This is a genomic window from Rhodococcus sp. IEGM 1351 (genome assembly GCF_030056875.1).
GTDB lineage: Bacteria > Actinomycetota > Actinomycetes > Mycobacteriales > Mycobacteriaceae > Rhodococcus_F > Rhodococcus_F opacus.
Window position 1 is genome coordinate 56,316 of the sequence record NZ_JASHKU010000032.1, and the last position, 18,172, is coordinate 74,487.

The following is an 18,172-nucleotide window of genomic DNA, read 5'->3' on the forward strand; positions in this document are numbered from 1 at the left end:
TTTCCCCCAGGAGACACGCAAGCGACGCGCGTGTCGCTTGCTGTGTCTCGATCCTACTGCTTGTAGCTGGTGAGGAAATTTCCGAACCGCTCGATGGCGACAGCGAGATCACGCGCCCACGGCAACGTCACGATGCGGAGGTGATCATGGTCGGGCCAGTTGAATCCGGTGCCCTGCACCATCAGGATCTTCTCCTGCAGTAGAAGGTCCTGGACCAGCTTCTCGTCGTCGTAGATCTCGTACACGTTCGGGTCGAGGCGGGGGAATGCGTACAGCGCGCCCTTCGGCTTCACGCAGGAGACACCGGGAATCATGTTGAGGCGTTCCCAGGCCACATCACGCTGCTCGAGCAGTCGACCACCCGGCAGGATCAGGTCTTCGATGCTCTGGTGCCCACCGAGCGCCACCTGGATGGCGTGCTGCCCGGGCACGTTCGGGCACAGACGCGTCGACGCGAGCAGGTCGAGTCCCTCGAGGAAACCCGCGGCGTGCTCCTTCGGGCCCGTGATGGCCACCCAACCGGACCGGTAGCCGGCGACGCGGTACGCCTTCGACAGGCCGTTGAACGTCAGGCACAGCAAGTCCGGGGCCAGCGTCGCCAGTGAGATGTGCTTGGCGTCGTCGTAGAGGATCTTGTCGTAGATCTCGTCCGCGAGAAGCAGCAGCTGATGCTTGCGCGCCAGGTCGACGAGCTGCTGCAGCACCTCCATCGAGTACACCGCACCCGTCGGATTGTTCGGGTTGATGACCAGCAGCGCCTTGGTCTTGTCGGTGATCTTCGACTCGATGTCCGCGATGTCGGGGTTCCAGTCGTTGCCCTCGTCGCACAGGTAATGCACCGGGGTGCCGCCGGCGAGGCTCGTCATCGCCGTCCACAGCGGGTAGTCCGGTGCCGGGATCAGCACCTCGTCGCCGTTGTCGAGGAGCGCCTGCATAGTCATCGTGATGAGCTCGGACACACCGTTGCCCAGATAGATGTCGTCGACGTCGAGTTCGGGGAACCCGGCGACCAGCTCGTAGCGGGTGACGATCGCGCGCCGCGCCGACAGGATGCCCTTGGACTCGGAGTACCCCTGCGCGTACGGGAGCGCTGCGATCATGTCGCGCATGATCACGTCGGGCGCGTCGAAACCGAACGGCGCGGGGTTGCCGATGTTGAGCTTGAGGATCCGGTGGCCTTCCGCCTCCAGCCGGGCGGCGTGGGCATGTACCGGTCCACGAATCTCGTAGAGCACGTTCTGAAGCTTGGTGGACTGCTCCAGCTTGCGGTGCGGCATGCGGTGATGGCCGTGGTCTGGGTTGCTCACGAGCGTCATTCTCCCACTCCCGGGCAACCCGATTTCTACTGGTGGGTATCAGACCGCCGTCGCGTCGTGGAAACACCCCGCCCGCGCAGGTGCCCGTCGTACCCTCGAGAGGGGGTCGGATCCGTCTCGCATTCACCGCGCCCGGAGGGAATGACGCACATGTCAGCACCGGTATCCCGTCGCCCCGGACCCGTCGACATCGCGCACCACAGCCATCTCGTCGGGGTGTTCGCGCCGCAACGGGAGGAGGTGGACGTTCGGGATCTCGAGGTGATCGGCGAACTACCCGCCGATCTTCACGGCGCCTATCTGCGCAACGGGCCCAACCCCCGATTCGATCCGATCGGGACGTACGTCTACCCGCTCGACGGCGACGGCATGGTCCACCGAATCGAAGTCGCCGACGGTGCCGCCCGGTACACCAACCGCTTCGTCCGAACCCCGATGGTGCAGGCGGAGGAGAAGGCCGGGCACGTCATCTGGCCCGGGGTTACCGACCTCTACACGCCGACGGAGGACGAAGTAGGGCCCGGCCTCGCGGGCACGTCGCGCGAGCTGCCCGACATCAACATCGTCCGGCACGGCGGGCGGCTGCTCGCGATGGCCGAGACCACGCTGCCGTTCCGCCTCGACCCCGCCGACCTGAGCACGCTGGGGCGGGAGAACTGCGACGGCGCCATGGGTGTGGGGAGCACCGCGCACCCCAAGATCGACCCGGTCACCGGACAGATGGTGCTGTTCAATTACATGCTCGACGCCCCGTACCTGACGTGGTCGGTGGTGAACCCCGACGGTTCGGTCGCGCGGACACCGACGCCGGTCGCGGGTGCGGACACGCCGCTGATGATCCACGACATGGCACTGACCGAGCGCTACATCGTTCTGATGCTGTGCCCGCTGGTCTTCGACATCGCCGCCGTGCTGACCGGCGGGTCCGTGCTCGACTGGCGGCCCGAGGACGGCACGCGGATCGCGCTGGTGCCCCGCGACGGCGGTCCGGTCCGGTGGACGACGCACGATGCCTACTGGGTGTGGCATTTCGCGAACGCCTTCGATCTGCCCGACGGGAGGGTGAGCGTCGACTACGTGGAGTGGACGTACCCCGGTGGGTTCGCGAAGGCTCCGGAGCCGTCGCTCGGCTCGCTGGTTCGCGCCGTCGTCGACCCCGGCAGCGGACGGGTGACGCGAGAGGTGGTGTGCGACCGCGACGTCGAGTTCCCGCGAGTCGACGACCGTGAGCTGACCCGAGGGCACCGCGCGGTGGCGACCGTCGGCAAACTCGACCGCAGCCAGGGACGGCAGGATTCGCTGTGGTTCTTCGACACTGCCCGCGGCACCGAGGCGCACTGGGATCCGGGGAGTGTGTCGGTGGGTGAGCCGATCTTCATGCCCAGCGCCGAGCACGAGTACTGGGGAATGATCGGGACCGACCGGGGCGACATGTCGTCCTGGTTCTTCGTGCTGCCCGCCGACGACCCAGGGTCGGGGCCGATCGGGAAGGTGCGGCTGCCGATCCGGGTTCCGGCGGGCCTTCACGGCGCGTGGCTGCCTGCGGAGTAGCGGACGGCGGAATATCCTCTGCGGATGACCTCTGCGCCTTACGGTTCCTGGCCCTCTCCGATCGCGGCGGCGGATCTCGCCTCCAGCGGCCACCCCGTCGAGGGCGGCCGGTACGTGGGCGACGACGTGTGGTGGTCGGAACTGCGGCCCAGCGAAGGCGGGCGGGTCGCGGTGCGGCGCCTCGGTCTGGACGACGAACCCGAAGATGTCCTGCCCGCACCATGGAACGCCCGCACCCGCGTTCACGAGTACGGCGGCGGCGCCTGGACCGTCACCGACGCCGGCCGCCTGGTGTTCGCCGAGTTCAGCGATCAGCGTCTGTACCTGCTCGAAGGCGGGACACCGGTGCCGCTGACACCGGAGCCGCCGCAGCCCTGCTCGCTGCGGTACGGCGACCTGTCGGTGATCGACGGCGAGGTGTGGGCCGTCCGCGAGACGCACGACACGGACGGCGGCGTCTCCCGCGACATCTGCGTGATTCCGCTGGACGGGTCGGCGGCGAACGACCCGCATAGGGTGCGGTCCGTCGTCGCCGGCTCCGACTTCCTGGCCAATCCGCGGCTGTCCCCGGATCGCAGGCACCTCGCCTGGATCGCGTGGGATCACCCGCAGATGCCGTGGGACGGCACCGAGCTCAGGGTCGTGGCGGTCGAGGGCGGCCGCGTGACAGGGAAGGTGCGGACACTTCTCGGCGGTCCCGAGGAATCGGTGCTGCAACCGGAATGGGTCGGTCCCACCGACCTGTACACGATCAGCGACCGCAGCGGCTGGTGGAATCTCTACCGCGTCGGCATCGACGATCCCGACCCGGTCGCGTTGTGCCCGATGGACGCCGACTTCGGCGGCGCGCTGTGGATGCTCGGCGGCCGCTGGCACACCCGCCGCGACGACGGCACGCTCCTGACCGTGCGGACATTCGGAACCGACACCCTCGCCGTCCTCGATCCCGCGACCGGTTCGCTCGTGGACATCCCGCTGGACGGGCTCACCAGCGTCGGCCTCGGGGACCGCAACGGCAACCGGATCCTGCTGCTCACCGGCGGCGCCCAGACCCCGTCGGGCCTGCGCGAACTCGACCTCGACACGGGTGCACTCCGCACCGTCCGGTTGTCCGTCACCGAACTTCCCGAGGCGGCATATCTGCCCGAGGCCCGGCAGTTGACGTTCCAGGGCGCCGAACGCGAAGTCCACGTGATCGCCTACCCGCCGCGTCACCCGCGGTACCGGGGCGAGGACGGGGAGTTGCCGCCGTATGTGGCGTTCGTGCACGGCGGACCGACGTCGCGGGTCGCGCCTTCGCTGAATCCCGTGTTCGCGTTCTTCACCAGCCGCGGCATCGGCGTCGTCGACGTGAATTACGGCGGTTCCACGGGATACGGTCGCGAGTATCGCAACCGGTTGCGGGGACAGTGGGGGGTCGTCGACGTCGAGGACGTGGTGACGGCGGTGACCGGCCTCGCCGAGGCGGGCATGGCGGACCCCGGCCGGCTGGCGATCGAGGGCGGATCCGCCGGCGGGTGGACCGTGCTCGCGGCGCTGACCACCTCGGACGTGTTCGCGTGCGGTGCGTCCTACTTCGGGGTGGCCGAACTGGACGGGTTCGTGAAGGAGACACACGACTTCGAGTCCCGATACATCGACGGGCTGATCGGCCCGCTGCCCGAGGCGGCCGACCTCTACGCCGAACGTGCCCCGCTGAACAACGTTGGCGGACTGAACTGCCCGGTTCTGCTCCTGCAGGGGCTCGACGATCCGATCGTGCCGCCGTCGCAGGCGGAACGGTTCCGGGATGCGCTCGTGGAGAAGGGCATCCCGCACGCCTACCTCGAGTACGAGGGGGAGTCGCACGGATTCCGGAAGCTGGCCACCCTGATCAGTTCCCGCAACGCCGAACTGTCCTTCTACGGCCAGGTATTGGGATTCGAGCCACCGGATATTCCGCGACTCGAACTCTGGCGGCCGCCCAACGGCTGACTGTCCACCCGGAATCCGAAGGGTTTGATGCACAAAACAAACCAATTGTTGTGCTCTTCTCTGATCTCCGAGAATTAGAGACCGCGCGGTATCAACGGAGCGAGGTATCGCGTCGGCGGCTGGGCCGCGAGTAGCGTCGGAAAGAGGAGTCGATAACCGCAGCTGAGTGAAATGGGTGTTCCCCTTCGCGCGCTTCAGTGTCGATATATGGATTGCCGAGGGCCGAGGGTGTCATCGCTGGACGATTTCGATACGACTTCGGTCCTTTCGGAGACGGTGATGGCGAATGTTGCACGGCCCTCCGAGCTGTTCCCACTCTCCGCCGCTCAGCGTGGAATGTGGTTCGCCCAGCACCTGCTGGGCGACGTTCCGATCGTCATTGCTCAGTACGTCGAGGTCGGTATCGCTGATCTCGACATCGGCCTGCTCGCACGGATCGGACCCGCGGCACTCCGGGAACTCGGTACCGGACTGCTCCGAATCGTCGAGTGGGACGGTGAGCCGCTCCAGACGGTGGACGAGTCGCTCGGCTTCGAGATGACACATCTCGACTTCCGTTCCGACCCTGATCCGCGGGCTGCGGCTCTCGCGTGGATGCGCGCCGAATGCAGCAACCCGATCGATCTCCTCCATGATCGGCTGATCCGTTCGGCAATGTTGCGCGTCGCCGACGACTGCTACTTCTGGTACTCGCGAATTCACCACATCGCCCTCGACGGCTTCGGCGCCATGACGTTCATGAACCGTGCCGCGGAGCTGTACACCGCGGCGGTCGAGGGTCGCGCGCCGGCCGAGTTCACCGCGAGTGGATTGCGGGAGGTGGTCGAAGAAGAGGCGCGCTACCGCACCTCGAGCCGGTTCGAGACGGACCGCACGTACTGGGCGGAGCGCAGCCGCAATCTCCCACCGACGATCAGCCTCGCCGGGCGGGCGGCCGAGATCGGCGCGCAGTCGCTGGTGAGCAGCGCACCGCTGTCCGCTGCTACGACAGCCGCACTGCAAAGTCTGACCGGCCGGGAACCCGGGGCGACGTTCGCGACAGCCGCGGTGGCTGCCGTGTCTGCATTCTTTTGCCGCCTGACCGGCCAGGATGACGTGGTGTTGAGCTTGCCGGTCTCGGCACGCACCACCTCCCGGTTGCGCCGCTCGGGCGGCATGATCTCCAACGTCCTTCCGATCCGACTCTCGGTCGGGGAGGAAACGACCTCCGTCGACTTGATGAGATGTACGCAACTGGCGCTGACCGGAGCGCTACGTCACCAGAGGTACCGGCACGAGGACATACGACGTGATGCGGGCGTCCTGGGTGGGCGTCGCGGCTTTTTCGGTCCGTCGATCAACATCATGATGTTCCACGCCGAGATTCGGCTCGGGCCGTCGATCGGCCGGCTCCACGTGCTCACCACCGGTCCGGTGGAGGACCTCGCAGTGAACATCTATCCCGGTGTCGCAGGCGACGTTGCGCAGGTCGACTTCGAGGCCAACCCGAATCTGTACACCGAACAGGAGCTGCGCGGTCACCATGCCCGGTTCCTCGAATTCTTTTCCGCCTTCGCCGCGTCAGCCGCCACCGACCGCATCGCCGCTCTCGACGTGCTGCACGCCGACGAACGCGCGGATCTCGTGCCATGTCGCGGTCCGCAGACAGAGCCGGAGCGGCTCCTCCCCGACTTGCTGGCCGACGGCGTTGCCGCCGCACCGGACGCAGTCGCGATTCGGGCGTCGGGACGGGAGGTCACCTACCACGAGCTCGACCAGCGATCCAATCAACTGGCGCGACTACTGATCGAATCGGGGGCCGGACCGGAAACCTTCGTCGTGCTGAGTCTTCCCAGATCGGCGGAGTCACTCGTCGCGTTCTGGGCGGTCGCGAAGACCGGGGCCGCCTTCGTGCCTGTCGATCCGAAACTCCCACCCGAGCGAGTCGCGCACATGCTGTCCGATTCGGGGGCACTGGTGGGGCTCACGCTTCACGAACTGCGTGCAACACTGCCCGACGGAATTCACTGGCTGGTCCTCGACGACGACGAGTTGCGCGCACGCTGTGAACGACAGCCGAGCACCACGATCAACGACGTCGATCGCCGCGCCCCGCTGTCAATCCGTCACCCCGCGTACATGATCTACACATCGGGATCGACCGGGCTTCCGAAAGGGGTCGTCGTCACCCACAGCGGTCTGTCGAACTTCGCGGCCGGCGCCCGCCCGGAACTCGGCATTCACCACGAATCGCGGGTGTTACGGTTCTCGTCGGCCAGCTTCGATGCCTCGGTGTTCGAGATGATCCAGGCTTTCAGCGCCGGTGCCACGATGGTTGTCGCCCCGCCCGAGATGCATGGTGGAAGCGACCTCGTCGACCTGCTGAGCGAACAGCAGGTAACCCACATCATCACGGCTCCCACGGTGATGAACACAGTCGACCCGCGTGGGCTCGAACATCTCGAGGCGGTGGTGGTCGGCGGTGACGTGTGCACCCCCGACCTCGTGGAGCGGTTCGGGCAGGTGTGCCGCTTCACCAACAGTTACGGGCCGACCGAGACGACCATCATCATCACCGCAGGTGAGCCGCTGACGCCGGGCGAACCGATTACCATCGGCCGCCCGATCCAGGGTGCGAGCGTCGTGGTGCTCGACCGCAAGCTCCGCGCCGTGCCCGCCGGGGTGGTGGGTGAGCTCTACCTCGCCGGCCCCGGAATCGCACGCGGCTATCACCATCGGCACGGGCTGACGGCGAACCGATTCGTGGCCAACCCCTTCGGTGAGCCGGGGTCTCGGCTCTACCGCACCGGTGACGAGGTGCGCTGGGTGCGGTCGTCGCGAGGAACCGAGGTGGGGCACTACACGCTCGAGTTCATCGGCCGGTCCGACACCCAGGTCAAGATCCGTGGCTTCCGCATCGAACTCGGCGAGATCGACTCGGCACTGCTCGCCCAGGACGGCGTCAACTTCGCCGCGACGGTGGTTCATCGGACGGCGGGCGGCACGACGGCGCTGGTCTCGTATGTGCGCCTCGACACCGGTTGCGAATTCGATCCGATCGCGATTGTCGAGGGCGTCGCCGAAATCGTGCCGTCCCACATGATCCCGTCGGCGGTGATGTGGCTCGAACACGTGCCGGTGACGGCCGCCGGCAAACTCGACCGAAGTGCACTGCCGCAACCACACTTCGGATCAGCTGAACACAAGTTCCGCGCCGCGTCGACACCGGCGGAGGAGCAGCTCTCGGGTCTCGTCGCCGAGGCACTCGGCCTCGACCGGGTGAGTGTGGACGACAGTCTCTTCGCGCTCGGCGGCGACAGCATCGTCGCGATGCAGATCGCTGCCCGAGCCAGGGAGTTCGGTCTCGCCTTCAGTGCGCGGGCCGTGTTCGAGCACAAGACGATCGCCGGAATCGCCGCGGTGGCGGTGCCGGTGGAGGCAGAATCGGCGGTCGTCCTCGAGGAACTCGATGGCGGCGGCGTCGGGCGTATCCCGCCGACGCCGATCATGTGCTCGATGATCGAGCGGGGCCGCTTCGACGACTTTTTCCAGGCGCTGTTGCTGACCTTGCCGTCTGATGTCGATCCGGATCGGTTGAGTGCGACGCTTGCGGCGGTGCTCGATCACCATGATGCTCTGCGTTCGAAGTTCGTCCCCGACGGCGACGGTGTGTGGGCATTCGAAACGACGGCCGTCGGTAGCGTGCCGGCCAGGGATCGGATTTCGAGGATCGTCACGGCGGCGGCACCCGGCAGCCGCGCGTTTACCGACGTAGTGAGCGTCGAGTGTGCGGCTGCTGCGGCGCGCCTGGATCCGGAAAACGGGGTCATGCTTCAACTGGTGTGGTGTGTCTCCGAATCCGAGGGTGCACGAGACCGACTGCTGGTTCTCGCGCATCATCTGGTGGTGGACGGTGTGTCGTGGCGCGTGTTGTTGCCGGACCTCGCGACGGCGTGGCTGCAGCTGGGCACGGGACAGACGCCGACGCCGGCCCCGGTGGGCACGTCGTTCCGCCGCTGGGCATATGGACTGCAGGACGCGGCAGATCGAGGAGCGCACAGAGGCGAGTTGCCCTATTGGCGAGAGGTTCTCAGCGGCCCTGACCCGCAGATCGGCACACGACCGATCGCGCCCGCGATCGACACGATGCGCACGACCGAGCGGGTACACATCGACGTGAGTCCCGCCGTGACCGATGCGGTGCTCGCTCGACTTCCCGATGTGTTCGGATGCGGCGTCAACGACGGACTCCTGTCGGCGCTGGCGATGGCGGTCGTGCAGTGGCGACACTCGCACGGGATCGACGAGCGTTCGGTGTTACTGACGTTGGAAGGTCATGGGCGCGAGGAGGAGGCGGTGGCCGGCGCGGATCTTGCACGTACCGTCGGTTGGTTCACCAGCGCCTTCCCGGTCCGGCTCGAACTGCCGGCCGTCGAACTCGGCGGGGCCTTCGAGGGTGGACATGCTGCCGGTGTCGTGATCAAGACCGTCAAGGAACAGCTCGTCGCGGTGCCTGCCCGTGGCGTCGGATTCGGATTGCTCCGGCATCTCGACGAGAGCGCGAGGTCGATTCTCGGGGGTCTTCCCGAGCCGCAGATCAGTTTCAACTACCTGGGCCGCATGGGCGTGCAACACCTCGGCGACTTGCAGGATCTCGGCTGGCTGCCGGACCCCGAGGCACCGGACCTGATCACAGCGAGCGGATCCGGCATGGCCGTGGCTGCGGTGATCGACATCAACGCGATGGTGGTCGACAGCCCCGAGGGACCCCGATTGACGGCATCGTTCGCGTATCCGACCGGGGTGATCCGCGACTCCGACGTCGCAGCCCTTGCGGATCTGTGGCGAAGCGCCCTCGACGGTCTTGCCGCGCACACGGTTCAGCCCGTCGCGGGTGGTCTGACACCGTCCGATTGCCAGCTGGTCACGGTGAGCCAGAGTCGGATCGAGCGTTGGGAACACTCGTACCCGGGGCTACGAGAGATCTGGTCGCTGTCCCCGTTGCAGTCCGGTCTGCTGTTCCACTCGACGCTGGCCGCCGATTCGCTGGACATCTACACCGCGCAACTGCGCATCGACCTCGAGGGCGCGGTCGACTCCGCGCGGTTGCACCGTGCCGCCGCAGGCGTGCTCGCACACCACGCAAGTCTGCGTGCCGCATTCGAGTACGACGATCACGGAATCCCGGCGCAGTTGGTTGTCGACAGGGTAGACGTGCCGTGGCGTGAGGTGGATCTGACCGGGTGCGGGTCGGCGGCGGGAGTGGAACTCGAGCGTCTCCTCGACGACGACCGTATCGCCCGATTCGACCTCGCCCGTCCTCCGCTGTTGCGCCTGCTGTTGATCCGCACCGCACCCGAGCGTCACGTGCTGGCACTGACCAACCATCACATCATCCTCGACGGATGGTCGATGCCACTGCTGGTGCGCGAGTTGCTGGTTCGCTATGCCGCGGACGACGCTCCCGCCCTTCCGGAGCCGCGGCCGTACAGCACGTACCTGGAATGGGTGGCGACACTCGACCGGGACGCGTCCTTACGCGCCTGGGAACGTGCGCTGGCGGGGCTCGACGAGCCGACACTGCTGGCGCCGCACGCGTCCTCGGAACAGCACGGCGTGCCGGGTGAGGTCGACATCGCACTGCCCGCGGCCCTGATCGGTGCGCTCGACACGATGGTGACGCGCCATGGAGTCACCATGAACACCGTCGTCCAGGCGGCGTGGGGAATACTGCTGTCCCGGTTGCTCTCCCGTCGCGATGTGGTGTTCGGTGCCACCGTGTCGGGTCGGCCGCCGCAGCTGTCCGGTGTCGAGAGCATGCTGGGGCTTTTCATCAACACCGTGCCCGTGCGGGTGCGGATGGACCCGGACGAGACGTGCGCGCAGCTACTCACCCGCCTCCAGGGTGAGCAAGTTTCCCTGCTCGATCACCATTACCTCGGACTGGGTGACATCCAGGCACGCATAGGTCTGGGCAACCTGTTCGACACGTTGTCGGTGTTCGAGTCGTACCCCGTCGACAAGTCCGGATTCGACGAGCACACCGACATCGCGGGAATGCGAGTGACCGCTCTCGATGCGCGTGACGCCACGCACTACCCGATCACCCTGCTGTCCATCCTCGAACCTCGACTGCGGCTGAGTCTGCGTTATCAGCACGGAATTTTCGATCGCGATACCGCCACGACACTCGCGGCGCGCGTGATCGGGATTCTCGAGACCATTGCGCGCGACACGGACACACCGGTCGGCGACGTCGACCTTTTCGTTCCGAAGGAACGGGAGCTGGTGGTCGACTCCTGGAATGCAACGGAACACCAGGTACCGCGCCTCACCCTCGCCGAGCTGTTCGACGCGCAGGTGGCCCACACGCCCGACGCCCCCGCCGTCGTGTTCGAGGGGACGGTGCTGACGTACGCAGAGTTCGACGCCCGCGCGAATCAGCTGGCGCGGTTCCTGATCAGCGGCGGTGTGGGCCCCGAATCGCTCGTGGGTGTAGCGGTGCGACGCTCGGTGGATATGCTGGTGGGAATCTACGCCGTGATCAAGGCCGGCGGCGCGTACGTCCCGATAGACCCGGACCAGCCGGCCGAGCGGATCGCGTACGTCGTGGCAACCGCCGGTCCAGTCGTCGTTCTCACCACCACCGCGGATCGCGTCGCGCTGCCCGCCGAGGTGCCGGCCCTCGACCTCGACACCCTCGATGTATCGGCGCTGTCCGATGACCCCATCCGGGATCGGGACCGGGTGGGGCCGTTGCATACCCGAAACCCTGCATATGTCATCTTCACCTCCGGCTCCACGGGCAGACCCAAGGGTGTGTCAGTGCCGCACGAGGGCATCGTCAACCGGCTGCTGTGGATGCAGCATCGGTACCCACTGAGCGACGACGACGCGGTTCTCCAGAAGACCCCCGTGACATTCGACGTGTCGGTGTGGGAGTTGTTCTGGCCGTTGCAGACCGGCGCGCGACTGGTGATCGCCGAGCCCGACGGGCACCGGGACCCCGCCTATCTCGAGCGGGTCATCCGCGCAGAATCTGTGACCACGGTGCATTTCGTGCCGTCGATGCTCGCCGTATTCCTGGCCGGAGCGCATGTCGATGGGTGCAATTCGCTGCGCCGGGTGTTCACCAGTGGTGAGGCATTGCCGCCTGTGACGGCGGCGAATCTGCACCGGGTGAGCGGGGCGGAGCTGCACAACCTGTACGGCCCCACCGAGGCAGCGGTGGACGTGACCTACTACGAGACCGGGCCGGACGAGACCACCGTGCCGATCGGAGCACCGGTCTGGAACACCCATACGTATGTGCTCGACGGACGCCTGCGTCCCGTCCCCGTCGGGGTGGCGGGGGAGTTGTATCTCGGCGGTGTCCAGCTCGCGCGCGGATACCAGGCCCGGTCCGATCTGACGGCGGAGAGGTTCGTAGCGAACCCCCTCGCGGCCGCGGGAACCGTGCGAGACGGCAGTCGGCTGTACCGCACCGGTGACCTTGTTCGGTGGCTGCCGACCGGGCAGCTCGAATACCTGGGCCGCACGGACTTCCAGGTCAAGCTTCGCGGCCAGCGCATCGAACTCGGCGAGATCGAGGCGGCGCTGCACGGGCACGCAGATGTTGCACAGGCGGTGGCACTGGCCCGCAACGACGGGTCCACCGGCGACTACCTCGCCGGATACGTGGTGCCTGCGCCCGGGAGGTCCCCGGACGTGCGCGCGCTCCTCGACGCTGCCGCAACGGTGCTTCCCCGGTACATGGTGCCGTCGGCGCTGGTCGTGCTCGCGGAACTGCCGTTGACTGCGAACGGCAAACTCGACCGCACGGCACTGCCGGTTCCCGAGTTCGCGAGTTCGGCGCAGTTCGTCCCGCCCGGCACCCTGACGGAGTGCGTCCTCGCGGAGATTCTCGCGGACGTACTCGGCGCCTCGCGGATCGGTATGTCGGACAATTTCTTCGACCTCGGGGGTAACTCCCTCATCGCGACCCGTGTGGTCGCCCGGATCAACAATGAGCTCGGCACCGGGTTGACAGTGCGGTCGCTGTTCGAGTCGCCCACCGTCGGGGTTCTGGCTACCGTCGTCGACCGGATGCACGCCGGTGCAGGACCGCGCCCCGCGCTCGTGTCCGGCCCGAGGCCCGACAGGCTCCCCCTGTCCCTGGCTCAGACCCGAGTGTGGTTCCTCAATCGGTTCGACCCCACGTCGAGTGCCTACAACGTGGCGGCGGCACTGCGGCTGTCCGGCCCCCTCGACATCGACGCACTCCGCCGGGCCGCCGCGGACATCCTGGAACGGCACGAATCGCTGCGGACGATGTTTCCCGAATCCCCTGACGGCCCGTCTCAGCTCGTGCTGCCGGTCGATCACGCCGCGACCGGCGATCTGATCGACGTTGCGCCCGACGTCGTCCTGGCCGCTGCTCTGGATACACGGATCCGGGAGGCAATGGCACACGGATTCGACGTGACCACGCAAATCCCGATCGCTCTGACATTGGTGCGGTGCGAGGCTCCTGACGAACACGTGTTGGTGATGGTCGTGCACCACATCAGCATCGACGGCTGGTCGATCCAGGTACTCGCCCGCGATCTGGTGCACGCCTACTCCACGCGCACAGCCGGCGACGCGCCGTCGTGGACCCCGCTGCCGGTGCAGTATGCGGATTACACCCTGTGGCAACGAGGCTTTCTCGGCTCGGAGGACGATCCCACGTCGCTGATTTCGCAAGAGCTCGAGTACTGGGCGGATGCGCTCGCGGGTCTGCCGGACGTGCTGGCTCTGCCGCTCGACCGGCCACGTCCGGCGGTACGGTCGGGGGTGGGTGCGAGTGTCGATTTCGCGGTTCCGGTGGCGACGGTGGTGCGTCTCGCGGCGCTGGCCCGTGAGCAGGGTGCGACCCCGTTCATGGTTGTGCATGCGGCGTTGGCGGTGCTGTTGGCGAAGTTGAGTGGGACATCGGATATCGCGATCGGGTCGCCGGTGGCGGGTCGTGGTGATGCGGCGTTGGACGATCTGGTGGGCATGTTCGTCAATACATTGGTATTGCGGGCCGATTGTGAGCCGAGTCAGTCGTTCACGGGGCTGGTGGGGCGGGTGCGCGATTCGGACCTCGAGGCGTTCGGCAGGGCTGATGTGCCGTTCGAGCGGTTGGTGGACAAGCTGAATCCAGTGCGGTCGCAGTCCTTCTCGCCGCTGTTTCAGGTGCTGTTGGCGTTCCAGAATTTCGCGCCGTCGAGGGTGGAGCTTCCGGGTTTGACGGTGTCACCGGTGGAAGTGGAGTGGGAGGCCGCGCAGTTCGACCTCTCGATGGCTCTGAGTGAGGCGGCCGGGGGCGGGTATGCGGGGAGGCTGTCGTATGCGGCGGACATCTTCGATGCTCCGACGGTGTACGGGATCGCCGAGGGGTTCGTGCGGGTGCTCGACGCGGTCATCGAGAATCCGTCCGTCGCGGTGGGCGACGTCGACTTGCTGGGTCCGGCCGAGCGGCAACGGGTGCTCGCGGCTGCGGCCCCTGAGCCACTGCCTGTGCAGGCACGGACGCTGCCGGAGATTCTGGCGGCCGGCGTCGCGTCGAACCCCGTGGGTGTTGCGTTGACCTGCGGTGGTGTGGAGATGTCGTATTCGGACCTCGACTCCCGATCGAACCGACTGGCCCGAGTGCTGATCTCTCGTGGTGTCGGTCCTGAAACATTTGTCGCGTTGGCCTTCGCTCGGTCCATCGAATCAGTGGTTGCGGTGTGGGCGGTCGCGAAGGCGGGCGGCGGGTTCGTGCCGGTCGATCCGAAACTGCCGGTGGAGCGGATCGAGTACATGTTGGCCGATTCAGGGGCCGTGATCGGTCTTACCAGCGCCGAGACCACGTCGCTGCCGGGCAAGGTTGCCTGGCTGGTACCCACCGCGGGTGAAGTGCAGGATCTGTGCGACGAGGTTTCGGCGGCACAGATCACAGACGGCGAGCGCGGTGCGCCGGTCGCGTTGTCCAATGCGGCCTACATGATCTACACGTCGGGTTCGACCGGGGTCCCGAAGGGTGTCGTTGTAACCCATGCCGGGCTGGCGTCGTTCTGTGCGGACGCCCGCCTCGAACTGGACTTGACCGGCGACTCGCGGGTGCTGAGGTTCTCGTCGTCGAGCTTCGATGCGTCGGTATTCGAGATGATCGCGGGGTTCAGTGCCGGCGCCACCTTGGTTGTCGCTCCACCCGAGATCATCGGTGGCGGCGAGCTCGCGGAGTTGCTGCGCGTCGAGCGGGTCACCCACATCATCACAGCGCCGGCGGCGCTGGGGATCGTCGACCCGGACGGGCTCGACGAACTCCAGGCCGTGGTCGTCGGAGGAGACGTCTGCCCACCGGAGTTGGTCGCGAAGTTCGCACCCGCCTGTCGTTTCTTCAACAGTTACGGTCCCACAGAGACCACCATCATCATCTCCATGACCGAGCCGCTCGTGCCGGAGGAACGAATCACGATCGGCACCCCGATCGAGGGTGCCGGAGCTGTTGTCCTCGATGCAAGGCTGCATCCTTCTCCGGTCGGCGTGATCGGCGAGCTGTATCTGTCGGGCAGTGGGCTCGCCCGCGGCTACCATGCCCGCGGTGCACTCACGGCAGCTCGATTCGTGGCCAATCCCTTCAGGGGTTCCGGCGAACTGATGTACCGCACGGGCGATCTGGTGCGGTGGACGAAAGACGGACGACTGGACTTCGTCGGGCGAATCGACTCACAGGTGCAATTGCGGGGTCTGCGGATCGAACTCGGTGAGATCGAGGCAGCGCTCGGCAGGTGCGAAGGAGTCGCGCAGACCGTCGTGGTCTTGCGCCACGATCCCCACACCGGTGAACAACTGGTGGGATACGTCGTTCCCGATACCGAGGCTGCCCTGGACCCGGAGACCCTGCGCATCAGGGTGGGCGAGACTCTGCCGACCTACATGGTGCCGTCGCAGGTGATGGTCGTCGACGCGTTGCCGTTGAATCCCAGTGGGAAGCTCGACCGACGGGCGTTGCCTGCGCCGTCGTTCGTCGTCCGGGAGTTTCGGGCGCCGACTACGCCGGTCGAGGAGGTCGTGGCGGGTATTTTCGCGGAGGTGCTGGGGCTCGAGCGGGTCGGTCTGGACGACGATTTCTTTGCGTTGGGCGGTAATTCGTTGGTTGCGACGCAGGTGGTGTCCCGGTTGGGTGCGGCGTTGGACACCCGTGTGCCGGTTCGGGTGATCTTCGAGGCGTCGACGGTGGCGGCGCTGGCGGTGCGGGCCGAGCAGCATGCCGGTGAAGGTGGGCGACCGGCGTTGACCCGTCGGGTGCGGCCGGCGCGGATTCCGTTGTCGTTGGCGCAGCAGCGGATGTGGTTCTTCAACCAGTTCGACCCGGAGTCGGCGGCCTTCAACATTATTCTGGCAATTCGGCTTTCCGGTGATCTGGACATCGAATTGCTGCAGACAGCATTGGTCGACGTGATCGACCGGCACGAAGCCCTGCGCACCATGTTCCCGGACTCGGGCCACGGGCCGTCTCAGGTAATCGTCCCCACAACTGCGCTCCCGCTGAGTGTGGCGCCGGAGCGGGTAGCTCCGGAGGAGGCACATGCCCGCGTATTCGACTTCGTGGGGCGCGGGTTCGATGTGGCCCGGGAAGTTCCGTTGCGCGTGAGGCTGTTCCAGCTCGACGACCACGAGTTCGTGCTGGCGATGGTAGTGCATCACATTTCCAGTGACGGCGGCTCAGCAGCGCCGATGTCGCGCGACATCGTGGTGGCGTATGCCGCGCGGCGTGAGGGACGGGAGCCAGGCTGGTCGCCGCTCGAGGTGCAGTATGCGGACTACACCCTGTGGCAGCGGGAGATTCTCGGCGCGCAGGACGATCCGACGTCACTGATCTCGGAACAACTGCGGTACTGGACCGAGGTTCTGGCAGATCTGCCGGAGATGGTGGAGCTGCCGACGGATCATCCGCGTCCGGCAGTACAATCACCGCGCGGCGCAAAGGTCGGCTTCACTCTGAGTTCGAATCTGGCCGAGCGTATCGAGCAGCTTGCGCGAGAATATAACTCGACCTTCTTCATGGTCGTCCACGCGTCGCTGGCGGTGCTGATCGCCCACCTGAGCGGAACTGAGGACATCCCCATCGGCACACAGATCGCCGGCCGCGGCGACCCGGCACTCGACGACCTCATCGGCATGTTCGGCAACACACTGGTGCTGCGCAGCCGAGTCGACCCCGCAATGTCGTTCGCCGACATTCTGGCCGACGTCCGGGAAGTCGACCTCGCCGCATTCGGCAACCCCGACGTTCCGCTGGAACGCCTGGTGGAAGTCCTCAATCCCACGCGCTCCACGGCCCATTCAGCGCTGTTCCAGGTACTGCTGGTGGTTCACAATTTCGTCCGGTCCAGGGTAACTCTGCCGGGCCTGGAGATCGCCCCGCTGGAAACGGACATCGTCGGTGCGAAACTCGATCTCGAATTCCACTTCACCGACGCCTCGGATTCCGAGGGGCATCGGACCGGAATCGAGGGATCAATCGTCTATGCGCTCGACCTGTTCCAGGAATCGACGGTCGCCCGGTTCGCGACCCGACTCGTCACCATCCTCGAGGCGGTCACACGCGATGTGACCATACCGGTCGGCGAGCTCGAGTTGCGAAGCGTCGACGAGCGTGCGGCGATGGATCGATGGAATGCCACAGCTGTGGTTGTCGAGGGCGGGACCCTGGTTCAGCTGTTCGACGAGCAGGTACGCCGGACGCCGGATGCGGTGGCGGTGGTGTTCGAGGAACAGTCGTTGACCTACGCCGAGTTCGATTCTCGCGCGAATCGGCTTGCCCGATACTTGATCTCACGAGAGGTAGGACCGGAGTCGCTGGTGGGGCTGGGCATGAGTCGCTCCCTCGCGATGATGGTGTGCATTTACGCTGTGCTCAAAGCCGGTGCCGGATACCTGCCGCTGGATCCGGAGCATCCAGCAGACCGTACCGAGTACGTGATTGCGACCGCGAAACCCGTCGTGGTGCTGACCACGTCCAGGGACCGCGGTGACCTGCCGGCGGCGCTGGACGCCGTCGAAGTCGACATGCTGGACCTGTCGGTCTTCGACGCGGAGGCGGTGACCGACGCGTCCAGGCTGGCTCCGCTGCGGCCCGAGAATCTCGCCTACGCGATCTTCACGTCCGGATCCACAGGGCGACCGAAAGGCGTCGCGGTCAGCCACCGCTCGGTGGTCAACCAGATTGCGTGGATGCGTAGCCGCTACGCGCTCGGCGATCGCGACACAGTGTTGCACAAGACGCCCATTACGTTCGACGCATCGCGTTGACTCACGAAAAATGCGCGCGTACACCTATTCGTTGCCTCATCGAGGAA

The 18,172-nt window shown here is 66.4% G+C and carries 4 protein-coding genes; 3 read left to right on the top strand and 1 reads right to left on the bottom strand.

Translation table 11 applies throughout. From position 1 onward, the window contains the following. Positions 1-53: 53 nt before the first annotated feature. Complete coding sequence (locus QM806_RS35735; protein WP_005238257.1) at positions 54-1,316, bottom strand: pyridoxal phosphate-dependent aminotransferase; 1,263 nt, start codon at positions 1,314-1,316, stop codon at positions 54-56. A gap of 150 nt (positions 1,317-1,466) precedes the next feature. On the opposite strand from QM806_RS35735, the gene QM806_RS35740 reads away from it, so the two are divergent. The 3 genes from QM806_RS35740 to QM806_RS35750 all read left to right on the top strand — a co-directional run bounded on the left by QM806_RS35740 (position 1,467) and on the right by QM806_RS35750 (position 18,125). After that, a complete protein-coding gene (locus tag QM806_RS35740) occupies positions 1,467-2,867 on the top strand; it encodes a carotenoid oxygenase family protein (RefSeq protein ID WP_133986311.1) in 1,401 nt (466 codons plus the stop codon). A gap of 24 nt (positions 2,868-2,891) precedes the next feature. Further along, positions 2,892-4,841, top strand: a complete 1,950-nt coding sequence (locus QM806_RS35745; protein ID WP_064080121.1) for a S9 family peptidase — start codon at positions 2,892-2,894, stop codon at positions 4,839-4,841. A gap of 207 nt (positions 4,842-5,048) precedes the next feature. Continuing rightward, positions 5,049-18,125, top strand: a complete 13,077-nt coding sequence (locus tag QM806_RS35750) for a non-ribosomal peptide synthetase (RefSeq protein ID WP_502943947.1) — start codon at positions 5,049-5,051, stop codon at positions 18,123-18,125. Positions 18,126-18,172 lie beyond the last annotated feature (47 nt).